Source organism: Lactiplantibacillus argentoratensis, from assembly GCF_037290055.1.
Classification (GTDB): Bacteria; Bacillota; Bacilli; order Lactobacillales; family Lactobacillaceae; genus Lactiplantibacillus; species Lactiplantibacillus plantarum.
On sequence record NZ_CP147647.1, the window covers coordinates 2,825,742 to 2,838,464 of the forward strand.

General features: G+C 47.4%; 11 protein-coding genes. 5 read left to right on the forward strand and 6 right to left on the reverse strand.

All coding sequences use genetic code 11. The features are described from left to right. Positions 1 to 136 precede the first annotated feature (136 nt). Both V7R88_RS13540 and V7R88_RS13545 read left to right on the forward strand, forming a co-directional pair. The gene (locus V7R88_RS13540; protein ID WP_057717287.1) at positions 137 to 319 is read left to right on the forward strand and encodes a hypothetical protein; all 183 of its coding nucleotides are present in this window, start codon (positions 137 to 139) and stop codon (positions 317 to 319) included. Between the two features lie 51 nt (positions 320 to 370). Then, entirely contained in the window at positions 371 to 664 is a 294-nt protein-coding gene (locus tag V7R88_RS13545) for a hypothetical protein (RefSeq protein ID WP_057717286.1), read from the forward strand. Between the two features lie 77 nt (positions 665 to 741). Here the strand turns inward: V7R88_RS13545 and V7R88_RS13550 are convergent, their stop codons facing one another. Together V7R88_RS13550 and V7R88_RS13555 are read right to left on the reverse strand one after the other, a co-directional pair. Further along, the gene (locus V7R88_RS13550; RefSeq protein WP_054396347.1) at positions 742 to 1,125 is read right to left on the reverse strand and encodes a DUF1398 family protein; all 384 of its coding nucleotides are present in this window, start codon (positions 1,123 to 1,125) and stop codon (positions 742 to 744) included. A gap of 48 nt (positions 1,126 to 1,173) precedes the next feature. Next, positions 1,174 to 2,547, reverse strand: coding sequence for a cytosine permease (locus tag V7R88_RS13555; RefSeq protein WP_057717285.1), 1,374 nt, complete (start codon positions 2,545 to 2,547; stop codon positions 1,174 to 1,176). A gap of 144 nt (positions 2,548 to 2,691) precedes the next feature. Between V7R88_RS13555 and V7R88_RS13560 the strand changes: the two genes are divergently transcribed. After that, positions 2,692 to 3,915: an MFS transporter gene (locus tag V7R88_RS13560; RefSeq protein WP_057717284.1), complete on the forward strand. Its 1,224-nt coding sequence runs from the start codon at positions 2,692 to 2,694 to the stop codon at positions 3,913 to 3,915. A 169-nt stretch (positions 3,916 to 4,084) separates the two neighbouring features. Here the strand turns inward: V7R88_RS13560 and V7R88_RS13565 are convergent, their stop codons facing one another. Both V7R88_RS13565 and V7R88_RS13570 read right to left on the reverse strand, forming a co-directional pair. Further along, positions 4,085 to 5,023, reverse strand: coding sequence for an alpha/beta hydrolase (locus tag V7R88_RS13565; RefSeq protein ID WP_057717283.1), 939 nt, complete (start codon positions 5,021 to 5,023; stop codon positions 4,085 to 4,087). A 124-nt stretch (positions 5,024 to 5,147) separates the two neighbouring features. Then, positions 5,148 to 5,618, reverse strand: coding sequence for a DUF1836 domain-containing protein (locus V7R88_RS13570; RefSeq protein WP_057717282.1), 471 nt, complete (start codon positions 5,616 to 5,618; stop codon positions 5,148 to 5,150). Positions 5,619 to 6,591: 973 nt separating this feature from the next. On the opposite strand from V7R88_RS13570, the gene V7R88_RS13575 reads away from it, so the two are divergent. Further along, on the forward strand, positions 6,592 to 7,065 hold the full coding sequence (locus tag V7R88_RS13575; protein ID WP_003645545.1) for a nucleoside 2-deoxyribosyltransferase: 474 nt from the start codon (positions 6,592 to 6,594) through the stop codon (positions 7,063 to 7,065). Between the two features lie 87 nt (positions 7,066 to 7,152). Here V7R88_RS13575 and V7R88_RS13580 read toward each other — a convergent pair whose 3' ends face one another. Further along, positions 7,153 to 9,765: a cation-translocating P-type ATPase gene (locus V7R88_RS13580; protein WP_057717367.1), complete on the reverse strand. Its 2,613-nt coding sequence runs from the start codon at positions 9,763 to 9,765 to the stop codon at positions 7,153 to 7,155. 241 nt (positions 9,766 to 10,006) lie between these two features. Between V7R88_RS13580 and V7R88_RS13585 the strand changes: the two genes are divergently transcribed. Beyond that, positions 10,007 to 11,557, forward strand: a complete 1,551-nt coding sequence (locus tag V7R88_RS13585) for a bifunctional metallophosphatase/5'-nucleotidase (protein ID WP_011102148.1) — start codon at positions 10,007 to 10,009, stop codon at positions 11,555 to 11,557. Between the two features lie 206 nt (positions 11,558 to 11,763). Here the strand turns inward: V7R88_RS13585 and V7R88_RS13590 are convergent, their stop codons facing one another. After that, positions 11,764 to 12,696, reverse strand: coding sequence for an AEC family transporter (locus V7R88_RS13590; RefSeq protein ID WP_054396360.1), 933 nt, complete (start codon positions 12,694 to 12,696; stop codon positions 11,764 to 11,766). Positions 12,697 to 12,723: the final 27 nt, after the last annotated feature.

Below are 12,723 nucleotides of genomic sequence, written 5' to 3' on the forward strand. Positions count from 1 at the left end.
CAGCCAAGTCGACAGTCCGTCAATCACCGGTGCAACGCTTGGCGAACTTCCACACTAGGAATCTTGACAAATCATTGCACTTTGCGGCTTTTTAATGCACAATTAAACTGATAATACGAGGAGTCGAAAGTAATTTATGGAATTGACAATTGGTTTAATCATTGGCACCAGCATCATCCTAGCCATACTATGTGGCATACTCAGTATTTACTACTATCGCCACACCAAGAAGCTGAACGGTACGATTTGGGTGCTCATTGGTATTGCCTTTTTGTGCCTAGCTGGCTTCTTTGTTTGGGTCGTCTGGTTTGGGTTATAAACTAAACCGTGGCTCGTCGTTACTAGTAACCAATCCGAGGAGGAATCGTTCATGAACCCAGAAGACATGTTTCAGCGTTATCTCAACAAATATCAGGTCACGTATCAACATCCTGAACACGGTCTCGTTATGCTGACCTCCCCTGTCTGGCCCCAGCATCCGGAGCTCCAGCAGGCCATTCAGAGCGCGCTTCAGGGCTTAAACGGTGTCACTAGTATTACGATCAATAGTCCTGAACAATTAGTCATGCGCTATCATTCTGATCAGTTACGGCGGCTAAGTCCGCTGACCTTACTCAGCTTAGAACGCCAATTAAGCAAACAGTATCATCAGGCTGGCTATTAAACTTAAGCTAACACAAAAATGCAGGCGACCCAGTTAAAAGCGGATAGCCTGCATTTTTTAGTATCTCAATTAATAATTTAGAAAGTCACAGCCGCCATGATCTTACCCTCATCACCGCTAAAATCAACGATGTGGCGTTTTAAGTTCGCGGTCCAGGATTGACACCCGGCCTTGGCCAACTGCTTGACAGCGTCTGCTAGAGCCAACTGGCCGGCGATATATTGCTTTGCGGTTTGTTCAACTGCCGCGGCATCCTCTTCCCGAGCGACTCGGGCCGCTAAGCCATTCGTCCGCCGTTCCACAATATAACCGTTCTCGCCAAAGTACGTTGTGGCACCCGTTGCAACATCATATTGAAAATGTTGAACGCCCAAATCGGCTTCTTTTTTGGCAATCGTCGCAAAGTCCGCGTGGTCACCTAAATTATTTAATACGTCATCAATATCATTTAATTTAAACATCATGACACCCCTCGTTCTAATTTCGTTTACTTATCCATTGTAATCCAATTAGACACGTTTGGCAGGTAACGGGTAGAAAATTCGCATTAAAGCCACGTAAATAATGCCGATAAGCGCCATATCAATAAAGGTTGCACCGGTCACCGTTGCAATCCAGGCAACGTGCTTTAATAACAAGAAGATGACCACACCGAGTACCCAACATAATAGCGCAATCCAATTCACCCCATGATGATACCAATACTGCCCCTTAGAGCTCGCCAGTTCGTTGACATCATAGTGCTGACGATGCCGCCAATAGTAATCGACTAACATCACGCTGATCATCGGTCCAAGCACCATCCCAATATAATCTAGGAACGCCGTAAATGCAGCCAAAAAGCTCCCCATAACTAAAGGAATCAGTGTGACTAACGTGGCAATGATCGTCACGGCCCACAGTGCTGGTCGTAACCGAATCCGTGGGAAGATATTCGACAGCGCCGAACCAGCCGCCAATAAGTTTACCGCGTTCGCCGTCATACTCGTTAAGACAATCACCAGTAGTGCTAATACCCCCAAGCCTAGTCGACTCGCAATGGTACTCGGGTCAGAGTTATTAGGATCATAAGTTCCAGAAGTAATCGCGATACTGATCGTCGCGGCAAGCCCGATAAAGGCGAACCAGAACAAGCCGGTAAAGGCCCCTAAAAATGGCATGCCAGTCGCGCCACTCTTTTTACGCGTGAATCGTGTAAAATCAGCACCCGCTGTCACCCATGACAAGTTGAACGCCGCTAGCGTATCCATCCCAGCCCCCGCCGTCATATGTAAATGTGTCGGGGCGCGCCACGTTAACAAATCATGCACTGAGACCGTCTGAAATACGACGACCGTCTCCCATAAAACAAATAAGATGACGAGAATAATACCTAAGCGTTCAATCATCTGAACTGACCGTTGACCGACCGAAACACTCAACAAATGTAGCACACTCATGACGATAATCCCGAGGATCAGGCCTTTAGCCCCACCGGGTTTACCATAGACTGGCCAACTAACTAGGTCATGCAACAAGTAACTGACAGAAGTCGCTGCAATGAACGTGTTCACCGCTGTCCAGCCGATATACTGGGTCAAGTTCACAAAGGACGGAACGTAACTACCCCGCACACCAAAGGAACCACGAATCAAACTCATCGTCGCCGCGCCAGTCTTATACCCCATGAAGCCGACTAACGATAAACATAAATACGATAGCGTGGACGATGCTACAATCACTTTAAGCGCCGTCAATAAACCACACGCAGCCAATACACCACCAACGTACCACGTGCCATTATTGGCATTGGCGCCAATCCAAGTTGCAAACATGTCCCAATTAGACATGTGTCGGTGCTTAGGCGCCACCACTTCTATTTGATACTTTGACTCTTGCTGCACATCGTTCACCCTTTCTACAATGTTTTCCATTGTAGTTTTTTTAGTGACGCTTGGTCAAGTCTATTTAACTAAGTTAGTTAATTGCACAAAACTTAAATTCGCATTAAAATAATCTTAATAAGTTAATTAAGGAAGTGACAGATTGTGAAGGGCGCATTGACAGGCTGGCGCCGGAATCTCGCTGTTCTCTGGCTAGGAACATTTATCGCCGGAATGGGATTTTCTGAAGTCATGCCATTCTTATCATTATACGTTGGTCAAATGGGGGATTTCTCCAAAAACGAACTCACGATGTATAGTGGTATTACATACGCAGTGACTTTTTTTGTCGTCGCTGTTGTCTCACCATTATGGGGTAAACTCGCTGACCGGCGTGGTCGCAAAATCATGCTGCTGCGCTCTTCGCTTGGGATGGCCTTTGTTATCGGTGCAATGGGGTTTGTCCACAACATCTGGATGCTTATTCTACTTCGGTTCTTACAAGGCCTGTGTGCCGGCTATATTCCCAATGCCAGTGCCCTGATTGCTACCGAGACGCCGAAGGAAAATAGTGGGACCGCAATCGGTATCCTAACGACCGGTTACGTGTCTGGTAACTTGATTGGCCCGATTCTCGGTGGTGTGCTCGCCCAGGTCTTCTCGATTCGTTTGACTTTCATCATCACCGGAATTTTGCTACTGATCGTCTTCGTATTGAGTCTGACACTCGTCCACGAAAGCTTCAAACCCAGCGACACGCCGATTGCTAAACGTGATGGCAGTCTACTCAGCCAATTCAAAAATCCAACCTTGATTATCACCCTGCTCGTCTCCACGATGATTATTCAAATGGGGAACAATTCCATCACGCCCATTATTAGTCTGTATGTCAAAGAACTGATGCATAACGTTGGCCCAATCACCGTCGTTGCGGGAATCATTGCCGCATTACCCGGCATCTCGACACTACTATCGGCACCGCGACTCGGCCGGCTCGGTGATCACCGGGGAGCTGACCGTATCCTCGTCTTTGGCTTCGTCTTCGCCATTTTGATGTACTTCCCACAAGGCTTCGTCTCCAGTGTGTGGGCATTAGGGCTATTGCGCTTCATGATTGGGATCTCTGACGGGGCCCTCTTTCCAACGGTGCAAACATTATTATCCAAAAATACCCCCCGCGAGTTAACCGGCACTATTTTCAGTTGGAACCAATCTTTCCAAGCGGCTGGCAGCATGCTCGGTTCCCTACTTGGGGGCGCCGTCTCCGGCTGGTTCGATTACAACGGTGTCTTTATCTTCACCGCCTTGTCATTACTGCTCAACTTCATCGGCGTACTGATTTTTATTCCAAGTATGCGGCACCCATTTGCCAAACACTCGGTTGATTAACCGCGCTATTTATCACGTTCAAAAGCTATCAGCTTAGTCCCGACGGTCGAACTAGACCGCGACCGGCTGACAAACACTAATCCGACTAGCGTATCTTAACCATAATCAAGGCCACCAATCAGCTATTGTTGATTGGTGGCCTTGATTAGTTATGCAATTGCGTTATCGTTTACTTCAAATATTTCGCCATGAACTGACTTACTTTTTGTTGATATAGTTGCGGATAACGTGTATATGATTCCGCGTGCCCAGCTCCTGGAACCACCCATAGTTGCTTGGATTTCACCGTCGTAGCGTGATAGTTCTGATATACCATCTTCGTAGGGACAAAAGTATCCTTAGCACCATGAATAAAGAAGATCGGCAATTTATTCTTCTTGAGCTGGTTTACTGAACTAGCCGTCATGAAGTTGAAGTGGGCCTTCGCCTGGGCCACCCAGCTCGCCGTATACAGCAACGGAAACTTCGGTAAGTGATACAGTTGATTCAACTCATATCCCAATTCATCACCAACACTGGTATAGCCACAATCTTCAATAATCGCTTTAACTTGTGACGGGAGTTTCTCGCCACTCATCATCATGACGGTCGCACCGCCCATTGAAACCCCAAAGAGTCCAATCTGACTATTTTGACCGACGCGACGAATCACCTGTCGCGTCCACTTTAGATAGTCCAACCGGTCAGGCCAACCAAAACCGTAGTAGTCCCCCTGACTCTGACCATTGCCCCGATCATCTGGCGCCAGCACGTTATATCCTTGGCGATGCCACAATCGAATATAGCTCGCCATCTGCTCCTTGTTGCCCATGTAACCGTGCGCCACAATAATCGTTTTGTTGGTCCGGTGCGCAGCTGGTACGTAGTCCGCAACTAACTTCAAATGATCCGTTGCGGACGTCTCATGCCAGGTCTGCTTGTTGACCCGTTTCAGCCACGCTTGGTTCTGCTTCAACTTACTTTTACTCTTACTAGAACTGTGGTTCAAAACTTTCGGGGTGGGTTCAAATGCAAAGTGATATAAATAAAAACTACCGCCCGCGACCCCGATGACGATTACGGTCAAAAATGCAATGAGCGCAATCGTCCATTTTTTGCGTGTTGTCATATTCTCTTTCTCTCTTTCATACCTAAGCTCTTCTCCTAAACCTAATTCGCTTCAGTTCAAATACGCTACAAATAGCCATAGCGATACTAGCAAACGCTATTCTCAAACATGCGATTATCGCAACTCAATCCGTCAATTCATTAAGCGTCCGAATCGTTAATAAGTGCGCCGCCACCGTTTGCGCCGCTAATTGAATTGCCCGTGCCAACGGGTCAACCGTCGATAAGACAACCGGTTGTCCAGCAAGCCCAGACTCAAATGCTTGCCGAAACTGTTGGTATCGTGGCTCAATCTGACGCGAATCACGAATCTGCAAAATCGCTTTACTAATTACTGGCAATGAAAAATCAGTCTTCAAAATTGAAACGACCAACACCGCCACAATCTGATTTCGGGTATACCGATGTCCAACCGGCCGACTGAAAAAATGTTGTTTCACGTAACTATTAATCATCGTCTTCGTTACGGCAGGCAACCCCAGCGGCTGAATCGTTTCATTAACAAGTTGCAACAACTGTTCCATATAAACGGGCACCGCAGGCAATTCTTCCCACGAAAGTAAATAATTGCTAGTTAATCCAAATTCCGCCATCATCCAATCCTCCTCACTACCCTATTTAATTTAGCCCAATTTAGATTTTAATTCAACAATATCTAATCATCACCCTATTATAAATAGAATTATAATCTATATATCTGTTCTGCTAATTATTAGTCGCATCAAAAATTATTAAACGGTGCTTGTTTTGTAATCTCAAAAGCAGCCAGCTTAGGCCCGCTGGAAACAGTTCGGGTTAGCGTAAATCTGCTTAGTTTGTTCGTCCTACACCGACCTCCAGGCATTTCTGCCAATTGCCGGAACGTGGTGGGCACAGATTTAAGCCGAAGCCCACGTCTTAAATACTGGCCTTTCACTAACCAAGCACAAGACGCTTGCTAAGTGAAATTTCACCACTGGGCATTGTCAGAAATGCCTTCCAGTCGGGATGGTATTCGAATGGCTGACGAAGATGTACCCAACTTTTGATGAGTTTGTCATTGTTCTTCATAAACAGTAATTTTATTAATCAACTGTTAGGTCGCAAAGATATTGGGGTAGCTCGCTAATTCGGAATTACTATAGTAATAATAGAACGCCTCAACAAAGTGGTTAGGGTAACCCTAATGTCTCGCTCAAAGTTCCCGTATCAAAATAGCCAACGACCAATTGCACCAAGTTAAGTGGCCGTTCATCTGCCATTCGAGCGGCTTACCGACCGGAGGGGCTGGGTGACAATGCTCAGTAGCCAAATTATTCTTAGTCGGAAGTGATTTTCTTCCGGCTTAGAATAAGACTCGTATTTGAGATGACGCGGGTTGTGCGTTAGCTCAAATCGACGTCGGCTTACGTTCCAGCAATTGTCACCCAGCCCCGGAGGTCGGAATAGAACGCGCATCGGCGGACGAACAGCAATCCCAAAATAAGCACCGTTTAATAATGATTTACGCCAAATCAAGGCTTGAAAGCCACCCCATGTTTCCGCTAAAATAGGCTTATCAAAATTTTGTTATCCAGAAAGGAAATCATTATGAATAACGTTTACCTAGCTGCACCGTTTTTTGACGAGGCTCAGAAGGAACGCATCCAACAAGTGAAGTCGGCGCTATTGGCTAACCCGACGATCAATCCGGATGGAATCTTCATTCCAGAAGAACATCAATTTGAAGAAGAACCTTTTGGTAGTCGGGCTTGGCAACAATACGTCTACGCATCTGATATGCGTCAAGTTCATCGGGCTGATGTCGTTGTCGCCATTCTTGACTTCGACATGACTAGTGCAACCAATGAACCAGATTCTGGCACGATGTTTGAAATCGGTGCGGCCGTGGCTGAAAAGACACCCGTCATCGTCGTTCAGTTTGATGCAAATAAAGAACTCAACTTAATGATTGCCCAAGGATTGACGGCCTATTTCGATGCTAGTAAAGATGGTCTAAAAGAATTATCTGCCTACAATTGTGATGACTTACGTTCTAAGCCCGCTCACCGGCCAGTATTTTAAGCACACAACTTAATGACACGAAAAAATGCTGCTTGCAAACGAATAACGTTTGTAAGCAGCATTTTAACTAACTTGAATTGATTATTCTTATTCAGCGGTATTCACGACTAAGCGTGACTGTCGCCGTGCCTGCCAGCGCTTGTTGAGTTCCAGTACGACTGTTGGAATCAGCGTGGCTACTAGCACCGTTAACCAGCCTAACGCGGGTAGTGTCACTAAGCTGAAGAAACTACGGAACGGTGGGATCACTGCAATTGCCAAGACCACTAGAATTCCTAACAGCAATCCTCGGTTCAGCATCGGATTACGCGTCATGCTTGACCAGCTGAGTGGTCGGCGATCCTTGATTGCATAGATGTCGATCATTGATCCTAATGCTAATACTAGAAAGACCATCGTCATCCCGACTGGGGCTTGACCATTTGTTAAGCCAAAGCGGCCAAATGCGTAAATTCCGAGGGTTAGTACGGTAAAGGTCGCTGCCCGGATAAACAACCGTTGACCAAGGCCCCGAGCTAAAATACTTTCGTCATTGGCTACTGGTGGTTGTTGCATGGCTTGGGGTTCACCTGGCTCTTGGCTAATAAAGAATCCTGGGATCCCATCAGCAAGTACGTTAATAATCAGCAATTGTTCTGCTAACAGTGGCGCCCCCCAACCGAAGAGGACGGCACCTACCATCAAGAAGATTTGTGCAAAGTTGACACCTACCAAGAATTCAACGGCTTTAATGATATTCTGATAAACTGTCCGGCCTTCCTTAACTGCTGCCATGATCGTCGCAAAATTATCATCCGTTAACACCATGTCAGCGGCTTCCTTAGATACTTCGGTACCCGTAATTCCCATTGCAATCCCAACATCCGCCGCCTTCAATGCCGGCGCATCATTGACACCATCACCGGTCATCGCAACCGTCTTACCAAGACTTTGCCAAGCCTGAACGATTCTGATCTTGTCACTCGGCGAAACCCGGGCGTATACTGCAATCTGTTCAATCTGAGCCGTCAATTCTTCATCGCTCAATTGGCGTAACTCATCACCGCTAATTGCTTGCAGCTCAGGGGTCAAAATGCCAATTTCCTCAGCGATAGCCTTCGCAGTAACCAAATGATCTCCCGTGATCATAACTGGAAAAATACCCGCCTGTTTGGCTGCTCGAATGGCCGGAATCACTTCTGGTCGTGGTGGATCAATCAAACCAATCAATCCTGCCAATTGGAGGTCAGCTGTCAGGTCGTCCCAGTCAGTAGTTTGGACATCCGCGGGAATGATGCGATAGCCAACAGCTAACACGCGCAGCGCCGCTTGTCCAAATTCATCGTGGGCCACTTGTCCAGCGGCTAGGCTCGCTTGGTCAGGCTTCAGTGGTAACCGATCCCATGCCCCTTTGACGATAACTAACCGTTGACCATGCGCTAATTCATGCACCGTCGTCATCATCTTCTTAGTCGAATCAAACGGGTCTTCCGCAATTCGCGGGGCCGCTTCTTCCAAGCTGGGCCGGTCTAAATCATGCTGAGCCAGCCATCGTATAACGGCTAGTTCGGTGGCGTCCCCAATGGCTTGTTCTTCACCATCAACGTGGTTGATCTCGGCATTCGTCGCCAGGCCCAAGTAACGCATCAATGTTTGTCCCGCTGATGGCAAGGGCTGTTCGGTCGTCATAATGCCCGTGGTCGGCGTCCAATATTTTGTAATTGTCATTCGATTTTGCGTCAAGGTTCCGGTCTTGTCAGACGCGATTACATCGACACTCCCAATCGTTTCAACGGCGCTAACTCGGCGCATGATAGCATTTCTGTCTGCCATCCGTCGAACACCGTGTGAAAGACTGATGGTCACGATGATCGGCAGAGTCTCTGGCACGGCCGCGACCGCTAATGAAACCCCAATCATCAAGCTATCGGCCAAACCTTGGTTTTGCACCCAAACACTCAGCGCAAAAATCGTAATACCACCTAAGACGGCAAATGTCGTTAACCAGCTTGATAGCCGATTAAGCCGCCCCTGTAATGGTGTGGCCCGTTGCTTCGTCTTGTTCAACAAACCTGCAATTTGACCTAACTCTGTGGCCATTCCGGTCGTTAAGACCTGAATCAATGCGGTACCAGCTGTAACGGCCGTTCCTGCATACACTTGACAGTCATCGTCCAGCTCACCGGTATCTTGATAAACACTTTTTTCAACGGCTTCACTTTCACCTGTCAAGACTGCCTCATCAACGGCTAAGTTCGTGGCCTCTAACACGACTGCGTCGGCTGGAACCTGATCACCCGCTTTTAGTAGCACTAAATCACCGGGAACGATTTCTGGTGCCGCAATCGTTTGTACCTTCCCATCCCGTCGAACATTAGCTGTGGGTAAACTCATTGACTTCAGTGCCGCCAACGACTTTTCTGCGGACGCTTCTTGGTACAAACCAATACAGACATTAATAACTAAAATGGCGCCAATCACAATGGTCTTTGTCCAGCCCCCATTCTGGGCAAGCGCCAAGTACGTGGCTAAACCAACTGCAAATAATAACACTAGCGATGAAACGTCGCTCATATGTTGCCAAATTTTACGCCATAACGGTACGGGGCGCGCAGCCACTAATTCATTTTTGCCGAATTTAGTTAGCTGGGTCGTCACCGCTGCGGTCGTTAAACCGGACTCGGGGGTAGGTTTGAATGGTGCATTCTGATAATTCTGCATCGTTTATTCCTCCGTAATTCGATTATCGTTGTCATTCGTCACTATTAATGATAGCGGAAACATTTTGTCGTTTTACGTGCAAATTGTGAAAAAGTCGTGAAGATTAGAACGTACAATTGAAGCATCCATTAAACATTAACCACAGGTCATCATCAAAAAACTGTTCAATTTATGACTAAAATCAAGTTACCAGCCATGAATATTGTTATAATAGAACACAAATATTCCTTGGAGGCACGTTATGAAAATCAAATTAATCTCAACTAGTGATGTGCACGGTTACCTCGCGCCAACTGACTACAGTCGTCGTGATAACATCGCACCATTTAGTCTTAGTCGTGCCGCTACTGTTATTCATCAACTGTCACGTGAAGATACGGCTGATGTCTGGCCAATCGTGATTGATAATGGCGACTACGTACAGGGATCACCGTTGACCTATTTCATTGCTCGCCACCACCAAGAAGCTGCACCGTTATACTCGCGCCTTGCAAATTGCAACCACGTTCAAGCCGGTATTTTCGGTAACCATGAATTCAACTACGGGCTCGACTACCTCGACCTGTGTGAATCAAGCCGCCAATATCCGATGCTGGCCGCTAATATTCATGATGACCTGCACCGCACCTTATTCTCCAAACCATATACGATTCTGGAACGCGCCGGAGTTAAAGTAGCAATTTTGGGACTAACGACGCAATTCGTTGCCCACTGGGAACAACCACATCACATTGCTGGCCTGCACTTTGAGGACGTGGTTGCAACTGCTAAACATTGGGTGCCCAAATTGCGCCAACTGGCTGACGTCGTTGTCATCGCCTACCACGGTGGTCTTGAACGCGATCCCCAAACTGACCGTCCAACCGAACGCATGAATGGTGAAAACCGAGGTTCCGCACTATTAGCTGAAGTACCCGGCATTGATGCCATGATTACTGGCCACCAGCATCGACAATTAGCCGTTACGGTTCACGGTGTTCCCGTGACACAACCTGGTATGAAGGGTACTAATGTTGCTATGATTACCCTTGAGCTCGACCGCAATCATCAAGTGACGACCAGTCATCCGGAAATCTATCCGGTCGCAGATGCCACCCCCAATACCCAGGTAATGCAACTAGTTGGACCAATCAATGACCAGATGGAAGACTGGTTAGACACACCACTTGGCCAAATTAACGGCAATATGCTCGTACACGATCATCTTCAAGCACGGCTGCATAATCATCCTTACATCGATTTTATTAATCGCGTTGAAATGGCCGCAACCGGTACCGATATTGCCGCAACAGCATTATTTAATGACGACGTACCAGGCCTCAAGCAACACGTGACGATGCGGGAAGTCATGAACAGTTACGTCTACCCAAACAAACTTGCCGTTGAAGCCATTACTGGTGCTGATTTACGCGCCGCTCTTGAACGTTGTGCGAGTTACTTTCTCCTCCAAGACGGTCACGTTCGGGTCAATCCCGAGTTCATGCATCCTAAGTTGCGCCACTATGTCTATGATATTTACAGTGGCATCGACTATACTTTCGACCTTACCAAACCTTTTGGTCAACGTGTCGTTCAACTCGATTATCATGGGGCCCCAGTCACCGCTGACCAAAAATTAACGGTCACTCTGAATCATTACCGCGCTGGTGGCGGTGGGAATTACCCAATGTATCAAACAGCTAAGATTATCCGGCGCTTACCTACTGATATGACCGTATTAATTGCCGACTACTTTGCGCAACATCCCGTCGTCAACGCTACCCAGCCGACTAATTTTCAAGTTCACTATTAAAGAATTACACGACAAAATCCGCCCAAACATTAACCATTTGAGCGGATTTTTGCATACTTGCGTTTATTTACATGATCATATCGTAACCAGCCTCGTTGAACCATGCCTGTTAACCCTGTCAATTAGGCTCATAACAGCACTGACCAGAAGCTGTATCCTCCTTACAAGCATCTCACAAACCCCGTATGGCAATCAGACTATCCCCGTCACACCAGCTGCAACCCCCACATTAAGAATCCCATGGTCAGCGGCGCAATGACCGTACTTAACATTTGCGTCGCCACATACTCATCTGGTGCCAAGTGATTTTGGACGGCCAACATGGTCGCGATGGTGGCAGTGGGGATTGCGAGTGTCAAGACAACTAACTGTTGGTTACCTAATGACACACCCAGACTGGCCATGATTCCCCAAACGAGCACCGGCAAGCCTAAATTTTTCAGTAGCACGTTTAAGACAACCATGCGCGTCAGTCGCCACGGTCTGGCCGTTAACAGCAGCCCCAGCGCAAATAACGCCACGCCCCCAGCTGCTTGTCCCAACTCCGTAAAATTCGTTAGCCAAGCACTGGGCAAGCGCAATCCGGCTAGATTTAAGAGAAAGGCACTGATTGGCGCCCACACGACTGGTTGCCGACTTGCACTGCACACTTTCTGCCAACCAGCTCGCCAACGTTGCTCAGGAGCCGCCCCACCCGCCAGCGTTAACAGTAACACGCTCAGCGGCACTTGTACCAAGTTCATATACAGGCCGCCCAACGCGACCAATAAAACACTGATTTTACCAAAAACTACGAGTAAGACGGAAACACCCATGAACGGAATTGAAGGACTGGCAATCACTAGCGCTCGTAACGTCCCCGTTTCTAGTTGCTGATGGAAACAGCACTGGCTCACAATGACAATAACCATGCCGCCCAGCATGCCTAGCGCCAGCCACAGTGCGACCGCGGAGTTTTGAATAATGGTGGCACGTTTCAATGACAAGATTCCTCCGAAAAGACTTAACGGCAAAGCGTAATGCATGACTAACTGAATCAAAATATCACTGGTCGTTGGCGCAAATTGATGCCGTCGCCCCGCAAATACGCCTAATCCCACCGTCACAACAATTGGTAAAATTGCTAATATCAGTAACATTCACAGGCCCCCAGATTTAATAATAAA